The sequence below is a fragment of the Chryseobacterium sp. D764 genome (genome assembly GCF_019317325.1).
GTDB lineage: Bacteria > Bacteroidota > Bacteroidia > Flavobacteriales > Weeksellaceae > Chryseobacterium.
On record NZ_CP079219.1, the window covers coordinates 2,047,246 to 2,065,711 of the forward strand.

An 18,466-nucleotide genomic window follows, 5' to 3' on the forward strand; every position below is an offset into this window, starting at 1 on the left:
TCAATTTTACTTATATAATTAAATTTCTGTTCTGTTTTTCTAAAAGCAGATTAGCTCCTTCAATCCCCTGTAAACCACCAGTGTGAAAGCACAAAATGCTGCTGTTTTCAGGAAAATAATCATCTTCAATCAGTTCAAAAACTTTCTCCATCATTTTTCCTGTATATATCGGTTCTAAAGGAATACCATACTTCTCTTTGAAATCATTGATAAAACGGATGTTTCCATCATTTATTTTACCATAACCTCCAAAACATGAATCTATTAGATTAAAATTCTGTCTCAAAGTTAATTCAAAAATTTTATTTTCCAGTGAAGCATCATCTACAACTTTAAATCCTATAACTTTCTGATTGTCTTCACTAAATTTTGAAATTCCTGCAATGGTTCCTCCGGTTCCAACTGCGGTGCAAAGATAGTCAAAATCTTTTGTTTGTTCATTGAGCATCATTTTCACCCCTTCCACAGCCTCTTCATTGGTACCTCCTTCAGGTACTATCAGGGCATCGGGAAACTCCTGATGAAGGAATTCTGTCAGTTTTTCTTTATGACGGTATTCTTCACGGGTGACAAATTTCAGGTTCATTCCATTTCTTTTGGCAAAAAGTAAAGTAGGGTTATCACGCCACTTATGCTGCAGCTCTTCACCTCTGATGATTCCCAATGTTGGAATACCCGCCAGATTCCCTACTGCTGAAACCGCGGCGATATGGTTGGAAAAAGCTCCGCCAAAAGTAATAATATAGGGTTTATCCGGATTTTTTTCCAGATAGTGGTTCACATTATAAAATAGTTTCCAGTATTTATTGCCTGAAATCAGCGGATGAATCTGGTCTTCCCTTTTAATGAAAAGTTTTACGTTTTTATGAATGGGAATTTCCTGAATGGAAACAGGTTCTGTGGGAAGTTGTAATAGCATTTCAGTTTTACTACTCAAGGTTTACTGTTTGCAAAAGTAGGAAAAGATTTAGTGTTGTAGAGATTTTCTCTTTGTATAAAGTACTGTTTACTTATTTTTCACAACAGATCATGCAGATTCTTACAGATGATTGTATTGATACTATCTTTTTTCTAAGTTTTAGCTAAAGCCGGATGAATTGTTGATTTATTTGATAAACGGCTTCCTTCGTGTACGCTCAGGATATTAACCCACTTCTATTGAATAAGTAGAGATGTGAATACTTTTTCAAAATAATTCATAATTCTACAGATATTTCCGGAAGTTCCAGAATTTTCTTTTTTTGAGATAATTAAAATTATTTTCATTGGCATAAGCTTCTCTTTCAAATGATATTCTTCTGTAAGCCAGATAGCCGTCTTTGAGCTTAAAAAACCAGTAATAGTATTCAATGACATAAAAAATATAGAAGAAAATAATGAGCATTTCCAATTGTTGGCGTAAATGGATTTTTTCGTGATTGATCAATACATTATTTTCCTTATCTTCGGGTTTCCTAATGAAGATAAAGGGAAAGAAAGCAATGCCATTAATTTTTAATTTTTTTAAAGGCTTTTGGCATACAATTATCATAGTAACAAATATAAAAAGTTTTTTGACTAGCATTTAACTTATGGCCCATTATGACATCAAAGAAGGTGAAGACTTCTACTATAATGAACAGGGGTACAAGGTTTTTACAGAAAAATTCCATCTGAAAAGAGGTCATTGCTGTAAAAGCGGCTGCAGACACTGTCCTTACGGGTACGATAAAAAGACTGATACATTCATTAAAAATGATAAAAAAAATAAATAAAATGAAAAAATATATTTTTATTTTGTTGGCATCTGCTACATTAGGTTTAACTTCTTGTAGCCCTTTTCAGGTACGTTCAGATTATGCTGAAACCGCCAATTTCAATTCTTTCAAAACGTATAAAATAAGAATTGATGATCTAAAATTGAATGATATTGATAAAGACAGAGTCCTGAATGAACTGTCTAAACAGCTTCAGAGCAAAGGGCTTCAATCCGGAGAAAATCCTGATCTGATTATCAACGTAAAAGCGAATCATAAAAAGGTTACAGATATCAATTCTTCTTCACCTTACGGTATGTGGGGATGGGGTGGACCATTCGGATGGGGTGTTGGAATGAGCAGAACATGGACTTCAAATTATAATGAAGGCGCACTGATCGTAGACCTTATTGATTCAAAAACCAACAAATTGGTTTGGCAGGGTATCGGAAGTGGAATTTCTGTAGATTCTCCAAAGGCGAAACAAAGACAGATTCCTGAAATCATGGCTGAGATTATGAAAAATTATCCGCCACAAAGAAAATAAAATTAAGTCATCCATTATATAAGCCAGTATTTTTGTACTGGCTTTTTTTATAAGTAATTATTCCGTTTTTCCATAGATAAAACAGATTTTCACAAATCAATTTTTATGTATTTTTATGAGTAGGATTATTAAGTTTTAAGTTTTGGCTGAAGCCAAATGAATATTGATTTTGATAAGCGGGCTAAAGCCCACTCCTATTGAACTAAAAGACAATCACTTATTAATAGAAAAATAATTTATAACTTATAATTCATCATTACTAACATGCTGTACATTTAAAATTAACGCTCACTTAATTTTTTATTCACAAAAATGTGTTATTCTTGCTTAAACTTAATATTATATGAAAAAAGTTATTTTATTTTCTCTATTTGCAGGACTCGCCTACGCTCAGGCTCCTGCAGGATACTACAATTCTGCCAACGTACTGAGTGGCGCAGCACTGAAAACTGAATTAAGCAGTATTATCACCAACGGACATATGGACAAAGGTTACAGTGGACTATGGACTGCGTATAAAACCACTGATATTGATAAGGATTATGAGAATGACGGTTCTATTCTTGATATTTACTCTGAAAAACCTTCAGGCACAGATCCTTATAAGTATACTCCGGGGACCAACCAGTGTGGAACATATTCTACGGAAGGAAATTGCTATAACAGAGAGCATATTGTTCCTCAAAGTCTCTTTAATGAAGCTTCACCAATGGTTTCTGACGTTAATTTCATCAGAGCTACAGATGGAAAAGTAAACGGAATGAGAAGTAATTATCCTTTCGGAAAGGTAGGAAGTGCTTCTTTTACTTCACAGAATGGTTCAAAGCTTGGAACGTCAGCTTCTTCAGGATATTCGGGGACAGTTTTTGAGCCGATTGATGAGTTTAAAGGAGATGTGGCCCGTATGATTTTCTATTTTGTAACCCGTTATCAGAGTAAACTTTCTTCTTTTTCCTCAGGAAACATGTTAGGAAGTTCTACATTCCCGGGACTGCAGACATGGGAACTGAATGTTCTTCTGGCTTGGCACAATCAGGATCCCGTTTCCCAGGCTGAGATCAAAAGAAATAATGCATCTTATACTTTCCAGGGTAACAGAAATCCATTTATTGACAATCCGAATTATGTAAACCTTATCTGGGGTTCTCAACAGCCTTCAGGTGATACTCAGGCTCCAACCACAGCAACAGGGCTTACTGTTTCAGGGAAAACTTCCAGCAGTATTTCTCTTGCCTGGAATGCCTCTACAGATAACGTAGGTGTAACAGCTTATAACGTTTATATGGATGGAAATCTGAAAACTACGGTAAGCTCAACCTCAACGACTATTTCAGGACTGACTCCTTCTACTACTTACAGCTTCTATGTTGTAGCGAAGGATGCAGCAGGAAATTCGTCATCAAACAGCTCAACGGTTTCCGGTACCACCAATTCAGGAGGTACTACTCCAGGAACCAACTGTGCCAATGAAACTTTTGAAACCATTCCTGCAGCCAATTCTACCTATACAACCAGAACATGGAGCAATGGAGGAATCTCATGGACAGCAACGGATGCAAGAACTGATCAGACTATTAACAATAAAGCTATTACAGTAAGAAACGGGTCTTTAACTTCCGGCAGTTCAGCAAACGGTATTGGTTCTTTAACAGTAACTACACAGCTTAAATTCTCAGGAACAAATGGAACTTTTGATGTAAAAGTAAACGGAACAACCGTAGGAACTGTTCCTTACAGTACTTCATCTACAACTACTACTATCAACAATATCAACCTTTCCGGGAATGTAGTGGTAAGCCTGGTTAATAATTCAACAAGTAACAGAGTGGCTATTGATGATCTTGCATGGACATGCTATTCCGGATCAAGTGCAAGAATGGCTCAAAATACGGCTGTAGAAACAACTTCTAACAGTTTTAAAATCTCTCCTAATCCTATTACCAACCAGGAGATTTTTGTAAAAGGAGATCTTCAGAAGGTAAGAAAAGCTGAGATTTATACCCTACAGGGGAAAGTTCTTCAGACGATTGACCAACCTTTCAGAAATGGAAATTCTATCAGAACCATAAATCTTGGTCAGGGAGTTTATATTCTGAAACTGGATCAGGTTACGATGCAGTTTTTGGTAAAATAATTCAAATACTTATTTAAATATAAAAAAATGCCGGTCTTTTTAGACTGGCATTTTATGTTTTTAAAACTCAACATTTTTTTAATTGACAGGATTTTTTAACGCAGAGATTTTATTTTTTAATGTTTTATTTTTAAAGAGCAAAGAAGGATCAGCAAGCTGATTTGACTAAGCGAATGTTATAGAGAGATTTTATCCAGATCCGGATATCCCGATCCTTTCAGAAGGTCTTTCCATTCTTTATTTTTAAATACAAAGAGATTGCAGCGGTATTCGTCCGGTCTGTTATCTATTTTGGTTTCGCAGTAGTAATAGAGTATATCTTTGTTTCTCCAGATCGCCACTTCCTGTCTGAGTTTGTTATGCGTCTGGATGATTTCATTATCTCTAACTTCTGATTCAAAACCTTCACGTATGGTATCAAAGCTGGGTTTCTGAAGTGTTTTGTTCAGATTATCCAGAAGTGCAGTTTTTTCCTGCTCTGTATAAATATCAAGCTGATACATTCCCAATTCATCTTCTTTTTCATTGGCAAGAGGACCTATTTCCTGATCAACCTTTCCGAAGTGTAAAATTACTTTATTGGTATTTTTATTATACTTTCCTTCCAGATCTATTCCGTTGAAGTGTAATAGTTCTTTTGATGAAAAAGCCAGTTTTTCATTTCCGATGAGGGTAACTTCACTGCTACGTACGGCTTCTTTGGCTGTTGCTCCGGCAGATTTTAAAATTTCATTAATATTCTGACCTACAGTAATTTTGGCAAGATTAAAGGGTTCTGTCTGCGTACTTCCCTGTGTTTCAACCAAAGCTTCAGTTTCTTTATTTTTCTGATGGCCGCATGAAGCAAGTCCCCAACAGATCATTGACAGTACTATATATTTCAATCCTTTCATAATGTTAGTGTTAGTAAGCAGTTCTCAATAATAAAACAGAAAAAAGTGGATTCAAGTATCCAGAATCTGTTTTTTTATTTCTTCATCCTTTTAAAGGCTTATTTTTAATTCATATACTTATACCACGGAGAAGCCGGAGATGTGGGATATTTTAATCCAAAATTACTGATTCTGTTTGTCTTTAATTATTTTAGACCAATCGGTAAACATTTTAGTAATGGTATTGGCATTGATTAAACTGAAAATAAACATTCCGGTAAAGACGGTAAGCCAGCAATATGCTAATTTCAATCCATTTTTGTCTGTAATAAAGAAAAGTACAAATATGGTGATCGCTCCAAATATAAAAGTAAAAAGCAATGTATACATCAACACATGAATGATGTACATATTGAATTTAAGCTTTCTGAACATCCAGCCTATCAGGGCAACGGGGATAAATAATAGCAGAGGTACGAACATCGCCCCGAAGATAACAACTTCAGGATAATCTGTAATTCTGTCCTCCAGTCCGAAGAAGGTGTTAAAACTGAACCCCATCATAATGTTTCTCGGCATTGGTTACCTCCAGTAAAGTCTTATCTTTATATCCTAACATTTTCGCCAGTATAACATTGGGAAATTCATGGATTCCTATGTTATAAAGGTTAATACTGTCATTAAAAAATTCTCTTCTGTCTGCTATTTTGTTTTCCAGATCGGAAACTCTTTTTTGCAGCTCCAGGAAGTTATTATTAGATTTCAGCTCGGGATAGTTCTCTGAAACTGCAAAGAATGAAGAGAGTGCTTTTGAGGTTTCGTTGGCAATTTCGGTTCTTTTATCTGCATCCGTACTGTTATTGTAAAAAGTTCTGAGCTCTGTAAGGCGGGCCAGAAGCTTTTCCTCATAATTCATAAAGTGTTTGGCTACGGTGACAAGATTGGGAATCTCATCTGCACGTTGTTTCAGCACCACATCAATATTTCCGTAAGCTTTTTCAACATTAAATTTGAGCATGACCAATTTGTTATACAGATTGATCAAAAAACTGATAATAACTACTCCTAACAGGATAAGTAATATGATTGCGACCGTCTGATTCATTATTGTATGAGTATATAAATAATTATTAAAAGGATGATGGAACAGGTAAACATAAATGACCTCAGCAATGGCTGATATTTGTTCCAAACACTGATTCCTGATGATGAAGTAATCCCGAGAACTTTATAATAGTCGTCTTTTCTAATGAAAGGTGTCCCGTTTTTAGAATCGGCATATCCCACCAAAAGCATTTTCTGCCCGTCTTTTATAAGGGTTTCTTTGTATCTTTTCCCTCCGTGGCTGCTTATATTGGTTTCTCCCAACAAAACCAGTTCTATTCCTTCAGGTTCTACTTCTATAATTCCTGTATCATCTTTCATCTGAAAAATATTACATTGGGTTTCCCTGTGAATGGTGCTGTATGTTTCTTTACCGTCTGAGTCTCGCCCAATATTTTCGATGGTATAATAATATCCAATGCATTCTTCATTCTTCACCGGTGAAGATAAGGGATTTTTCATGATCAGGCTACCTTCAATCTCTACTACTCCTTTGGCTACGGAATGGATCTTTGAGGTGGGAAGAGAGGACTGCAGACGTAAAAAACGTTTTGCAGCATTAGGCTTCATTACTATGATAAATATGAATATAAAAAATAATAAAGGAATAAGAATGATGGCTTTTTCGGCATAGCTGTCATAATTATTTGCAATTTCATAAGCATATTCATGCAGTGGCATTTTGTCCTTGAAAATAACCCATAGAATAAAATAAATAAAGCATACGGCTATTATTCCTAAAATGATATATGCAATGTACGGCCTTTCTTTTTTTATTCCCATCTGTTCTGTTCTCAAATCCAGGAAAAATACATGACTGTTATTCCGATATTTTTACTTTTCCCTAAATTACATCAGATTCATTTAGTTCATGTATTTATACCACGGAGAGGCCGGAGGCGTGGGATATTTTAACCCGAACACGGCATTATTACGGTAAGCTTCTTTGGTCACGGAAATGTATTTATTTCTTATTTTCCCATCATCTTCAATGGAAATACTTAGTATGGAATAATTTTTTCCATCATCCCAGAAGAAAGAAGTTGGATAAGTAAAGGCATTTTTTTGATTTTGATCCCATGAAACTTTTTCGGGAGAAAGTTTTTTCAATTTTTCAAAAATAGGTTTTACAAGTTTGATATCTACAGTTGCTTTATCCGTGATAGAAGCTGTAGGATTTCCATGTTTTTTTACTATTTTTTCTACAAATTCCAAAGAGTATTTTTCGGCAGCATTGGTGTCAACAGCCCCTACTTTTCCTTTGTATACTGTAATTCTTGTACCCATCGTATTATCTAAGGGTATATTTCCATACGTTATTCCTTTGTTTTCATCAGCATAGTATTGAATGATGTCTACTTTTGCGGCATCTTTCATAAATAAATCTTTGTTTTCAAAGTCATATTTTTTTGCGTCATCGCCTAATGAAACTGATGAAAGGTCAAATGATTTATTTCCACAACAGATATTGATCAATACTACAAAAATCAATATCAGAACTCTCGCTTTTTTCATACTATTTTATATTTTGATGATTACTATAATTCGCTATTTTTTATTATATGTTTGTTTTTAAACTATTCTTTATGATTTCAAATATATGAATACTATACAGGAAATATTAATGAAAATAAGCAATAATGCAAGTCTGGAGGACAGGGCTATTCTTTTTTTCATGGGATATGATGTGGTGTAGGTAGAAATTAATGAAGCAAAAAATGCAGCAAATCCTGTAAAAATACAACCTGCAGCAAACATTACCCAATCCAGCTGAAGAGCATTTATACTATCCTTCCCTGCTTTATCTGTTATCTTTAGTTTCTGTCCCATAGCAGGTGGATGATCACTTGTAATATCCAGTGTTTTTGTTACCTTTTCCCCATTGGCGCCTGTATATTCTACTTTCGGAAAGAAAATCACCTTATCTCTGTAGGTAGAGGTTGAAAAGTTTTTAAACTTTGTAGTTTCTTTTTTGTATCCCACTACTGTTGCTTCATATTGCGGCTCATCAAAGGTTCTGTAAGCCTTTTCCCAGAAAAAGGTGTATGAAAGTACCAATGTCATTGCATTAACAGAAATAATAATGATTGAAATGATAAAAAGAAGGAAGGCTTTCTCAAAAAGACCTTCTTTTTTTCCTGACTGATCTCTGTTCGCAGCAAATTTCGTGAAGATTTTATATCCTTTATACAGAGAAAATATGATAATAATTGCTGTAAAATATCCTAAAAAAGTCATTTTCAATGATTAAATAATACTGAACCCTTTTTCTTTTGTTCTCATATGAAGTTTCACTTCCATTTCTATATTACTTTGTTTTTCAATATCGGGGCTTTTGAATTGCAATGGTTGTGAGCCGTCTTTTCTCATCAGCCTTACTAATTTCCCATATCCCATTATCTCAAGCTGCAGATCTGATTCATGAAGTTCTTCCACTTCCAGGTTCTGAGAAAATAATTGTCCTGCGCTTTCCACAAAGCGTTTCTTTCTTTCTTCTGTATAATATAAAGCTTGTTCCTGCAGTTTCATTTTGTCCTGTGACATTTCCAGATATTTTTCGGCATTATGGCTTTGAAGTACTGTTCTGATCTGCTTATAATATTTAAAAACATCACTGAAAAGGTCTTCTTCTTTGATGTCTTTCAAATCTACTGAATTTTGCCATCCATCCAGTACAAAAGGAAGCTCGACTTCTATTTCACCTGCGATTTCAAAATGAGGATATTTGATATTGTCACTCAGACCGTCCCATGGAGATTCTATTTTGGGATGAAAAGCAGATCGTGAAGCCTTCCAGTTATCAAGCTCTGCACAGAAGAAATCGATGGACATCATATCATCTTCATCCAAGATATTTTTTCCTAAGCGAGGATACATTTTCCCGGTCACTTTATATTTCCCACTCTGAAGCAATGCCTGATTGATCATAGTATCACCTCCGAATCCTCCTTCTTTTGTTTCGTCTCCGTACCAGTCTATGACAGGAACATCATTTATATAGATGGTGCCTGAGCAGTACAGTCTCGGATATACAGAATATAATGTTTTTTTTAAATTATGCATACGTCAATTTAAGTTAAATATTTTTTTTCCAGGTAGAAAGTTTCTTCTTTTATTGCTTTTTCTTCTACTTTAAAATTACTTTTCCACCAGCCGACTTCTCCTTCTATTTCTACTGAAAGAACTACTCCTGAGAATTTCAGGATCGGCTGTATGAATAATCCTTTAGAATCGGAATCCAGTACAATATCTCCTCCAAAGTAAGAATCGGCTTTTGCAGCGGCTTTAAAAGTCATAATCGGTTTTGATTTGGTTCCTTTTACTGTTCCGATTTCGACACTTACACTGAGTTCAATGGTGGCTCCCATTTTCCCTCCAATAGTGGTTTTCCCCTGCATATTGATCCCGTTGATGCTGTCAATTTTCAGGGCATCTACCATTATTTCCAATTCACCATAGAACGTTGCTGTAAAGGTTACCGAAGCTCCTAGTTTTTCTAATCCTCCACGGAATTTATTAATAATTCTTGCGGCAGCTGGATTTCCTGTAGCTCCATAAGAGGCTGCAGCAATAGCAGCTCCCAGAATATCTATGACTACTTCAGCTCCGATCAAGGGTTTAAAGCCAAAGCCTACTTCACCAATTACGCTGAGTGTATTTCTTTCGTTTACTCTTTCCAGATACCATTTTCCTACGACTGTAAATTTTGGATATCTCATATTGAAACCTACCGGTATTGCTGTTTCTTTTGCCGCACTTTGAGCATAGTTGATTGCATTTTGGACAATATTTACAGCAGTGGCAATCATTCTTGCTACCAGTTTAATTTTATCTGCAAATTCATTAGTAAAGCTTCTCTTTTCTCTCCCGGCATCCCATTCAGCAGATAGTCCTACTCCTATTGAAATCGGAACTTTTCCGGTTTCATTCATTCTCATTCTGTTGTATCCTGCCTGCCTGGATTTTTCCTGGTGTTTTGCATAAACAGATCCAGGCGGCATATTGGCCGCTTTATAATTGGAAACATTCACCAAAAACTCAAGAGCGAGTTCCCATTTAATATCGGGATAAGCTTTGATCAGTACTGTAGTTCTTTTTTCGTTACTAAAATATCTACAGCTATGAACATGCAAATGAAACTGATTCGGATTGGTTGCTGAAGGCCAAATATATTCTATTGGATAAACATTGACTCTGGACAGGTTTGAATATACACCATAACTAAATGAAGGAGTAGTAAATGTTTTCACCGTATCTCCTTTATCTATTGCCTGCCCTACGTCTACAATCAGAGCTTGTTTTTTATGTTTTCCTTTACTGTCTCTGAAACATTCATTGGTTTGAAAACCTGTAATATCAATGATCAGATTTTTCTTTGTAGACACGCTGGGAGCTGTCACTTCATAGTTTACCGTTTGTGCATCATGGGCATTGAATACAAATGAGATATCTACTCTACGGTTGTTTTCGTAGTCTTTCTCATTTTTATATTTAATATTATCTCTTCCCATTTTATCATCGGTAGGATCTACTTCTCCTTTTCCTACTGAGATTATTCTTCTGGGATCTAACCCTCCGTCTGCAAAGAATTTTTTGACAACGTCTGCTCTTCTTTGGGAAAGTCCTCTGTTATAATTTTCTTTTCCTATAACGCAGGCATAGCCACTGAGATTCATTGTGGAATCTTTATGCTCCAGAAGGAATTTGAGTACATTATTCAGAATTGCGACTCCGTCTTTGTCAATGACTGTGGAATCAAATTTATAAAAAATCGTTCTTTGAATATGCTCCTGTAATGCAGCAGATTTTATCAGTTTGACACCATTCCCGTTGTCAAAGACTTTAACGGTTGTATTGCTGGCCTGACCGTCCTTTGTTTCATTTTCAGTAATCTTTATCACTTCAAATTTGCACGGCTCTAGTCTTACAGAGTTTACATCCGGTTTATAGACTTTGGTTGGTGTCTGATTCTGAGCTCCGTTGGTATTGGTAGTGGCTATTTTATTCTTTACATTCAGATAGATGGCATGAAGATCATCACCCAGCTTGTCTTTGATGTATTGTTTTGATGCAGTATCTTTTACTTTAACGTAGAATTCTTCCACATTCTGAATGTTGTCTACATAGGACATCCATGCAAAAGTATTCTCCATTTTCACATTTACCTCACCATCTATTACCTGTACATTGTTGTAGGTGTGTACCAGTTTATCTTTTTTTGCAGACTGCTGGTTCCATAGCTCAATACTGAGTGTATTTCCGTTCAGCCCTTCTGTCATCAGGTTCAGGTGAACAATGTGTCCGTAGGAAATATACTCTGCCTTTTTGTTGTTTTTAATACTCTTGCTGTTTTTCTGTGTAGACCATTTACTGCTTACAATTTTGGGATCACACCAGCCTTTTACATATATTCCTGTATCATTTTTTGGGTCTCTCACTCCTGACAGACTGGCTTCAATATAAAACTGATAGCTTCCACAGAACTGTTTTCCTATTAAAAACTTATATCCGGTAGCAGAGGTTATCTGATTGATGATAATTTTTTTACTGTTGTTCTGCCTCATCCAGGTGAGAGGTTTCTTTTTGTCTGCATCTGTAGTGCCTGGTAACCATTCGCCCACTCCAAACTGCACCCACTGATCCGGCTTTATCGTAACCCTTTGTCCTAATACAGACATTTTAGGGTAATAAAGCCCACTTACAACTTTTATTTTCTTTACGCCTTTTGCCATTTTTGTATCATTTAGATTGCACCATCCTGACCTCCTCCCGAAGGCTGTTCGTTATACATTTCTTCGGAATCCACCAACGGATTGATCTGCTGCTGGACGTCTTTATCTGCATTTTTAAAGTTCTGCTGGCTGGCTTCTGCTCTCTGCCCGTGGTCTATAATCTCAATGCATGGAGTTCCGGCAATAGCACATACGGCTTTGCTGTCTTCTACAATTATATATCCGCCATTGCTGAGCTGTACTTTATCATAAAACTTCTGCCATTCTGTAACCATGATCTTGCAAGGTGGCGGCGGAACTCCCATTTTGGTACAGTTTCCGAATGTGTTTTTTTCAAATGTAGCTGCTCCTATTTCTTTCGTGGTGACGATGAGTTTTTTGGAAGCGCTTTTATCATTGGCATATTCTTTTTGGTGTGTAAGTACTTTCAGCTTGTCCGGAGCCTGCCCGAACTGGCATTTGCACATGGCGCCCTGTACTACAATATGTTTTTCTGCCATATTAATTTTATCTTTAGTGAAATGGTAATTTAGTTTTTATCAATTCCTGAAACTGATACTGAAATCTTTTTTTCTTCCTGCAGCATGATACTGCATTCCAGATAAAGAGATTCCGGAAGTGAAGTTTCTCCTTTCATATAGCTTATGAGTCTGAAAGTTCCTTGTTCATTCATCACAGGTTCGTCTTCTATAATCAATGAAAAAGGTGATCTTCTTATAAAATCATCAATGTCTCTTTCTTCATATAATTTCCCTGATCCTTCTACAGTAATCAGACCTGTTTCTCCTTTTATCGGATCTGTTTGCAGCTTAATTTTGTATTTGGGTTCAATAGCGTTGTCCACTACCGGAAAAGTTGATGTCATTTCTGTCGTATAATCCGTTCCGAAACGTTGGTAAATCCCAAAGAACAAAGCCCGGATGAAATAATCATTTTTAAGGTAAAGATCTATTGCTTCAGGCTGGCTGATTACTTTTTCAATCTTTCCGCAGTATTCGTCTACGGTTTCGCCCTCAAATTCTTTATATAATTCTTCTTTTACAGCCGGCCATCTTTTGATAAATACCTCAGCATTTTCTACTGCTTCAAATTTCCCCTGTTCATCTGTACTGATCTGTAAAGGATATAAAATCTCAGAGGTTCTGTACGCCAGCAGATCTGCAATTTCATTGACTTCTTCTTCATTGAGATAAAGATTAGATGTTCTGTCTATCTCAAAAAAGTGGTGTCCTTTTTCTGTTTTCAGCCAGCGAACTGAGGTTTCATATTTTAATTCGCTTTTATCATCTCCTTTTTCAATGGTAATGACAACACTGTATTTCCGTACTGAAATTTCCGGCTGAAAAACGAGATTATTTCCTCTTCCGAATTTCACCAAATTGTTTTTATCTGCAACTGCCGTTCTCGGAATAAAAAGTTCTTTCTGCCCGTTAAGGTTGATCAGGATCATATCCTTAACATCGCAATGATTATTGTGGAAGAGTTTTAATGCATCTTTATCCAGTCCGTACAGCGAGGCTATACTTTTTAAAGTTTCATCTTTCTGAACGGTATGTATATTATATTTCTGCATAAAAATGTTCCTGCTTCAATTTTTTTCTTTATTTGATATTTTATTAAAAATGAATAACCCTTGTTCTGTTAGGTCTTGGATCCATACCAATACCTTCTCTTCTTGCTGACCAGTGAAGATATTCATGGCGAAGTTTTCTTAAATCATCCTGTTCCTTTACTTCTTTCTGATAAGCTGTCTGACGGTTTTCCGGGATTTCGTTTCCTCCATAGGCATCCCGCAGGGCTTTATAATGTTTGAAAGAGTAAGGCTTGCCATCTCCCATCACGTAAGTTCTGAGACGGTCTTTTATTCCTATTAAAAACTGATCATCCAAAATAGAATATTTATCGTCTGTCAGTTTCTTTATGGTTATAGGAAGATTTTTATCAATGCCATATTCCGCCATAAAATGCAAAGGAATGTAGCTGTATGTCTTCAGCAGCTTGCGTGTTCCTCTTAGTGATAAATAGAATCCGGGGGTAATGGTGAGCTCATCTTTATGATACCATCCTTCTGTTTCAAGCTCTGTTTTTAATGCTTTTAATTTGGTACTGGTAGTCCATGAAGTTTCAACTTCTTCCCACGTTTCCTGTCCGTTTTCGTAAGCTCCACCTACATCACAGTGTACCCCGGGGAATGTTTTTTCAGTTCCGATATGTACTCTCGTAAGGTCAAAATTTTCCCTGTGTTCATCTTCTGCAGTAAAGTGAACTACTGTCTGTGCTTTTCCGATATCATTCAGGCTCAGTTCTTCAACGTCATTGCTGAAATTAGGTACTGGTGACAGGTATTTTGAATAGGAAGAAACGGTATCGTAAATTCCCAGGAATCTTACTTTTAAAACATCTACTTTTAATCCTGCTTCTTCAAGTTTAAGGCCTAAATGTCCCCATTTTGGAAGTTCTTCTGAAGCTACCCCTTTTCCATCGTCGTCTGAATAAGTAGTAACGGAAACGGCTTCGTTGGCAACTGTACGTGAGGTGGCTTTATATTTTGCTTTTCCAATTTCGTATACAAAATTACGGGCAGCAGCAGCTCCACGGCTGAATCCGAAAACATCAAAAGTAAGCACAGCAATTTTATCAGCTTTCTTTTCTGCTTTAATGGTTTTTACCTTTTTTACAATTTCTTCGCAGCCTTTTCTTACCTTCGATCTGATCCCGGTTTCTCCTGTTCCAAAAGCATATCCCAACGTAGCATCTCCTTCTTTATCCTGAGTACCGATGCCTTCTATATAGATTCCAAAGTTTTTATCATAGTTATCCCACATACGGGCTACATTACTCCAGTCATTGTTGTAACTGGTATTGTCTGTAGATTTACCACCATGTTTTTTATGGGCATCAGTCTCTCTCTTTCTTTCGTCTGTATTGGTTTTATTATTCAGGGTTCCGTCAAAAAAAATCCCAATGGTAATATCCAGTACTTCCTCTTTGGATACAGATGGTGTATAACTTCCAAATTGATTGTTGTGCATAGTTCTTGTTTTTAAATTGACTGAGTGAACGCTATGATTCTATCTTTCGGGATACCCTTATTTTTGCTTTGGTAACGGCCAGTTTTTCTTTTTCAGATTCTAAGGATACCAAAACATTTGTATTGTCTTCATTGACTTTAATGGTAAGATTAATGTTTTTATCCTTCCCTAATTTTTGAAACAAATCAAATATTTCTTTATCATCAAAAGCGTCTATCCATACTGCATACCTGTTGTTATTTTTATCTTTCCAGTAAAAACCACAGAATCTTGGTACCGCTCTGCTTTTATAGGTATTATCTTTCAAACTCTGATCAAAAAGATTTTCCTGTTCTCCGTTATAATTGGTAAAACCAAAATCTATCCATACTGCTCCTTCAGGAAGAACTACTGAAGGTTTCCAGTTGTATTTTTCTCTGTAGGTTGTATAGATGTCCGCTGCAGGATATCCTTCTTTTTCAATTTTCTCACGAATTTCTGGCTTGAATGTCTTGTAAGAAGGATCTTTCAGCATTCTGTCTGCAAAACCTTCTTTCAGCATATACTGAGCATTATCATATGCTTTTTCTTTGGTAATAACAGTATCGTGAGCCTGGAAAGCACCTATTTCTCTCTGGTTACCAGCACCCTTCATCCAAATCACCACTCTGCCCTGTGGAGCTAATCCTACGACAAATGAGTTGTATGTAGATTTTTTTTTCGTATCCTGATCTACAAATCCTTCATCAAAAAGGCTTTTTATCTTTTCTTTGTCCAGGTTCCATTTTCCGGTATAGAATTTTTTTTCTACCAACGAGTACCATGTGAACTCCAGCTCATGGGGAGCATTCATTCTTTCGGTGGTTACGTTCATCGTTCCTCCTTCTTTTCCCCATCCTGTATTCTGTGTTCCCCAGATCGCATCAAAACTGTAGGTGAAATCATCAGCCACAATAGCTCCTTCATACACTTCCATTGGATATTCCTGTGGGGCAGAAACGGTTCCCAGCCAACTGTATTTTTCTTCCATTTTTTTATTCTGACAATTCGTTAATGAGAAACAGCATACTATAAAAAGAATCAGTATGTTATATTTACTTATGACCATGGGACATAATCTTCTTGTTACTCGCTAAAACCAGATTATCTCTGTGTGCTTCCACATTGATTTTCTTTGCTATTTTTTCAACCTTTTTTCCTACACTCAGGTGATAGGAATCTTTTACTGTTATGCGCAGATTGGTTGCTGTTTTTATGATGGCCATATCAGAAAAGTTTTGATTTTTCAGCGCTGTTGAATTCTACTATCTTTCCACTCTGCATGGTCATATTTTCCAGTTCGCTGAACATAGAAATTTCACCTGCTATTTCATTGGATGTTTCAGATTGTCTCTTGAATTCTTTTTCAATCATTTCTGTTCGGGTATCGGAAGCTTCCGTAATGTCTCCTGAAGCCGTAAGTTTCATATCTTTTCCTGCTATAGAAACAATATTGTCATTTGCAGTACTGGTAATACTTGCTCCAGCTCCTATTGAAATTTCTTTTCCTGCTGTGATATTGATATTGTCACCAGCATTTAAAGTAAAGTTTTTAGGTGCTTTCATACTGATATTGCCCTGTCCGTCCATGAAATAAGTATTGCCACTCGGATCCAGAATGGTTACACTACCTTCTTCATCATTCATTAAAATTCTGATTCCACTTCTGGTTTGGATAGATTTCAGATGATTGTTTACACCACCTCCTAAAGCGATTCCTCCATGGAACATTCCTCCCATTACGAAGGGTCTGTCCGGATGGCTGTGAACAAAATTAACCATCACCTGATCTCCCACTTCCGGAATAGCTACATATCCGCGGTTTTGGGTAATCTGGTCTGTTCCCCCTGCATCAGGGCTCATCATACGGATAAAGTGAGTGGTATCATTGGTCTGCCAGTCAAATCTCACCTGTATTCTTCCCTGTCCTTCGGGATCTGTATTAGAAATTACCGTTGCAGTCTGTGGTTCAGCTTTTGGAAGGGTATATTCCGGTTTTGGAAGAAAGCCAGTGTCTGCTGCTATCCCTATGAAGCTTCCATTGTAATGACCTATTGTGTCAATTTCATGTTCTGCTTCTGTAATCATGATTCTGGTGAAATAAGAAGTTTCATTAGAATCCTGTTTACGCATCTGCACATCTGCTACACATCCTGGATGCAGGAAAGGAACTGTTGTATTTCCTGAAACGGAAAAAACGTTGACAGCTTCGCTTCCTGATGCACTTTTCTGAGAGTATTCAACGTCAAGATGTGTGGTAGCTTTGATGGGAGCCATCTGTAAAGCCGGGGTTTTATAAATAGATTCGTTATGACTGTATGCTGTTTTTGCCAGATCACTCACATGTTTGATCGGGGTTGAACCGGAAGTCAGTCTTTCATTTTTATTACTGTTGTAACCGTAAAATTGTGGTTTGGTATGTACTGCTTTCAATTCCACTTTTATATCATTGGCACTGCTTCCGTAGGTAAGGGTTATGGGCTTGTTCTGAGCAGGAAGTTTTCCGAAGTGTAAGACTTCACCGTCATAGTAGAACTGTTCACCATAAGCTTCAGCCATTCTTGCCAGATAGTTGTAATGGGTTTCATCATACTGGCTGCTGTAGATGATTTGGGAAAAGTTATTCGCATCTACCCTGATATCAAAACGGCTTTTGTCAATTCCCTGTTTAATCACTTCTTCTGCAATGATTCCTACATTTACAGACTGCGTACCTCCAAAACTCTGGATATGTGGTGCTCCGTCAAGGAGAATGGTAGGACTGTATCCGGTAAGCACAATGTTTCCTAGGCTCATTTGTTCCTGGCTGAATCCTACTCCGGTAATCACTCCTACAAAGGTTCTTTCAGGACTGTTGTCTATATCTTTATAGGAAATAACAGCTGTAAGTCTTTTTCCAAGGAACTTATTGGCTTCTTCCAATGAATGGGTCTGTCTGTCTCCCAGGGTATCATGTGCCAGTGTCAGTGTAAATTCGTGGTGTCTTCTGGTGCTTTGTTTAAGCTTAAAATGCTTATAATACTTGATAATCTTCCCTTCTATGACAAGAGAAAGTTTTACCAAACGGTTGATACCTGTATGATGGTTTTCGGAAATACCATCTGCATTCTGCGTAGGACGAAAAGACGTCGCTTGTGATTTTCCAGGTGTATTTGACATATTTTTTAGTGATTTGATTAATTTTCTAACCGTTTATTCAACAGGACGGGAATTTAAAAATAAAAACAAAAGCTCCCACTGAATATAGTCTAAGGTAAAAAAAGACCGTCTTATTTAAGGACAGTCTTTTAT

General features: G+C 36.6%; 19 protein-coding genes. 3 read left to right on the top strand and 16 right to left on the bottom strand.

What is annotated here, in order from left to right; genetic code table 11:
* Nucleotides 1-10 precede the first annotated feature (10 nt).
* Together KYG33_RS09155 and KYG33_RS09160 are read right to left on the bottom strand one after the other, a co-directional pair.
* Entirely contained in the window at nucleotides 11-919 is a 909-nt protein-coding gene (locus KYG33_RS09155; RefSeq protein ID WP_077418192.1) for a 1-aminocyclopropane-1-carboxylate deaminase/D-cysteine desulfhydrase, read from the bottom strand.
* A 285-nt stretch (nucleotides 920-1,204) separates the two neighbouring features.
* A complete protein-coding gene (locus tag KYG33_RS09160) occupies nucleotides 1,205-1,531 on the bottom strand; it encodes a hypothetical protein (protein ID WP_180564365.1) in 327 nt (108 codons plus the stop codon).
* Nucleotides 1,532-1,571: 40 nt separating this feature from the next.
* Here KYG33_RS09160 and KYG33_RS09165 point away from each other — a divergent pair, with 40 nt between their 5' ends.
* From KYG33_RS09165 to KYG33_RS09175, 3 genes are all read left to right on the top strand, one after another.
* A complete protein-coding gene (locus tag KYG33_RS09165) occupies nucleotides 1,572-1,754 on the top strand; it encodes a DUF5522 domain-containing protein (RefSeq protein WP_034745671.1) in 183 nt (60 codons plus the stop codon).
* Between the two features lies 1 nt (nucleotide 1,755).
* The gene (locus KYG33_RS09170) at nucleotides 1,756-2,283 is read left to right on the top strand and encodes a DUF4136 domain-containing protein (protein ID WP_047387292.1); all 528 of its coding nucleotides are present in this window, start codon (nucleotides 1,756-1,758) and stop codon (nucleotides 2,281-2,283) included.
* A gap of 343 nt (nucleotides 2,284-2,626) precedes the next feature.
* The gene (locus KYG33_RS09175) at nucleotides 2,627-4,417 is read left to right on the top strand and encodes an endonuclease (RefSeq protein WP_219073114.1); all 1,791 of its coding nucleotides are present in this window, start codon (nucleotides 2,627-2,629) and stop codon (nucleotides 4,415-4,417) included.
* Nucleotides 4,418-4,593: 176 nt separating this feature from the next.
* On the opposite strand, the gene KYG33_RS09180 is transcribed toward KYG33_RS09175, so the two are convergent.
* From KYG33_RS09180 to KYG33_RS09245, 14 genes are all read right to left on the bottom strand, one after another.
* Nucleotides 4,594-5,310, bottom strand: a complete 717-nt coding sequence (locus KYG33_RS09180; protein WP_077418186.1) for a hypothetical protein — start codon at nucleotides 5,308-5,310, stop codon at nucleotides 4,594-4,596.
* A gap of 162 nt (nucleotides 5,311-5,472) precedes the next feature.
* On the bottom strand, nucleotides 5,473-5,868 hold the full coding sequence (locus KYG33_RS09185) for a hypothetical protein (RefSeq protein ID WP_219073115.1): 396 nt from the start codon (nucleotides 5,866-5,868) through the stop codon (nucleotides 5,473-5,475).
* Nucleotides 5,834-6,394, bottom strand: coding sequence for a LemA family protein (locus KYG33_RS09190; protein WP_077418182.1), 561 nt, complete (start codon nucleotides 6,392-6,394; stop codon nucleotides 5,834-5,836). The genes KYG33_RS09185 and KYG33_RS09190 overlap by 35 nt, the downstream gene beginning before the upstream one ends.
* Complete coding sequence (locus tag KYG33_RS09195) at nucleotides 6,394-7,176, bottom strand: hypothetical protein (protein ID WP_219073116.1); 783 nt, start codon at nucleotides 7,174-7,176, stop codon at nucleotides 6,394-6,396. Before KYG33_RS09195 ends, KYG33_RS09190 begins: the two co-directional genes overlap by 1 nt.
* A gap of 81 nt (nucleotides 7,177-7,257) precedes the next feature.
* Nucleotides 7,258-7,908: a hypothetical protein gene (locus tag KYG33_RS09200; protein WP_219073117.1), complete on the bottom strand. Its 651-nt coding sequence runs from the start codon at nucleotides 7,906-7,908 to the stop codon at nucleotides 7,258-7,260.
* A gap of 69 nt (nucleotides 7,909-7,977) precedes the next feature.
* Nucleotides 7,978-8,631 (bottom strand): hypothetical protein, encoded by a 654-nt coding sequence (locus KYG33_RS09205; RefSeq protein WP_219073118.1) that lies wholly within the window; start codon nucleotides 8,629-8,631, stop codon nucleotides 7,978-7,980.
* Between the two features lie 9 nt (nucleotides 8,632-8,640).
* Complete coding sequence (locus KYG33_RS09210; protein ID WP_257468972.1) at nucleotides 8,641-9,456, bottom strand: hypothetical protein; 816 nt, start codon at nucleotides 9,454-9,456, stop codon at nucleotides 8,641-8,643.
* 8 nt (nucleotides 9,457-9,464) lie between these two features.
* Nucleotides 9,465-12,125 carry an OmpA family protein gene (locus tag KYG33_RS09215; RefSeq protein WP_077418173.1) on the bottom strand — a complete coding sequence of 887 codons (2,661 nt, stop codon included), beginning with the start codon at nucleotides 12,123-12,125 and terminating at the stop codon, nucleotides 9,465-9,467.
* 11 nt (nucleotides 12,126-12,136) lie between these two features.
* Complete coding sequence (locus KYG33_RS09220) at nucleotides 12,137-12,625, bottom strand: DUF4280 domain-containing protein (RefSeq protein WP_077418171.1); 489 nt, start codon at nucleotides 12,623-12,625, stop codon at nucleotides 12,137-12,139.
* Nucleotides 12,626-12,654: 29 nt separating this feature from the next.
* Entirely contained in the window at nucleotides 12,655-13,698 is a 1,044-nt protein-coding gene (locus KYG33_RS09225; protein ID WP_219073119.1) for a hypothetical protein, read from the bottom strand.
* Between the two features lie 43 nt (nucleotides 13,699-13,741).
* Nucleotides 13,742-15,157 carry a T6SS phospholipase effector Tle1-like catalytic domain-containing protein gene (locus tag KYG33_RS09230; protein WP_077418167.1) on the bottom strand — a complete coding sequence of 472 codons (1,416 nt, stop codon included), beginning with the start codon at nucleotides 15,155-15,157 and terminating at the stop codon, nucleotides 13,742-13,744.
* 31 nt (nucleotides 15,158-15,188) lie between these two features.
* A complete protein-coding gene (locus KYG33_RS09235) occupies nucleotides 15,189-16,166 on the bottom strand; it encodes a DUF2931 family protein (RefSeq protein ID WP_219073120.1) in 978 nt (325 codons plus the stop codon).
* Nucleotides 16,167-16,230: 64 nt separating this feature from the next.
* Nucleotides 16,231-16,401 (bottom strand): hypothetical protein, encoded by a 171-nt coding sequence (locus tag KYG33_RS09240; protein ID WP_156106421.1) that lies wholly within the window; start codon nucleotides 16,399-16,401, stop codon nucleotides 16,231-16,233.
* A 1-nt stretch (nucleotide 16,402) separates the two neighbouring features.
* Entirely contained in the window at nucleotides 16,403-18,334 is a 1,932-nt protein-coding gene (locus tag KYG33_RS09245; protein ID WP_180564372.1) for a type VI secretion system Vgr family protein, read from the bottom strand.
* Nucleotides 18,335-18,466 lie beyond the last annotated feature (132 nt).